Source organism: Priestia sp. KCTC 13724 (genome assembly GCF_056820425.1).
The window spans coordinates 1-867 of record NZ_JBXDLD010000197.1; the positions used below are offsets into that span (position 1 = coordinate 1).

An 867-nucleotide genomic window follows, 5' to 3' on the forward strand; every position below is an offset into this window, starting at 1 on the left:
TTCTGTTTGATTTCACGCTCTAAAGCCTTCACACGGTCATAGTAATTGCTGACATTTAGGAACTGTTGTTGCTGCACATGGAAATGACGTTCAATCGGGTCATGACGATCACTCATTTTGCGTAGTTCTGCCTGGCGTTTTGAGATATCGTCTAAGGAAACGATTTTTTGATTCAAAAGAGATGCAGCCTTTTGAATATGTGTTTTCTCAATATCCGTAGAGAAGCTAAATTGCTTCTCTTTTTCTTTTATTTTTTGTACATGAGCTTCTTTTTGAAGACGGTAAGTCTGCAGGTCAATAACGACTTTATTGTATTCTTGGCGTTCTCTGTTGATTTGACCACGGTCACTTTTCTTTCCTTTCTTCTCCATGTCATGAGCGACATGGCCTAAGTGAATGGTTGGAAGTACTTCAAGTCCCCGATTTTCATGAGAAAGGTGCGTAATACGCTCTTTACTTTTGGCTTGTTCTAATGCTTGATTGGCATAGTTTGCCCACTGTTCACGAATGGATAAGCAGCCTTCGCTATTTTTTACGTACCCCCGATTGTTTTCTTTTGCATTGGCAAAATCAGCATTCCAGTCACGATTCTTTTTGCCGAAACCATTTTCATCAATGTTTCTCATCGTTAACATGATATGAGCATGAGGATTATTAGCATCGTCACGATGAATGACAATATCAGCAACCATTCCTTTTTGAACAAACTCGTTTTGAGCAAAAGATCGAATGAGTTCTTTTTGTTGGTCATGATTCAGTTCAATTGGTAACGCAATGTTTAATTCGCGTGCTAATTGCGAGTCTTTGCGCTTCTCTACTTTTTCAACTTCATTCCATAAACGGTTCCGATCTTTCATCCATTCTGGC

General features: G+C 39.2%; 1 protein-coding gene. It reads right to left on the reverse strand.

The features are described 5' to 3' along the window. On the reverse strand, window positions 1–867 hold an 867-nt coding region (locus AC1UFB_RS20520; RefSeq protein ID WP_482590015.1), incomplete at both ends, for a MobA/MobL family protein.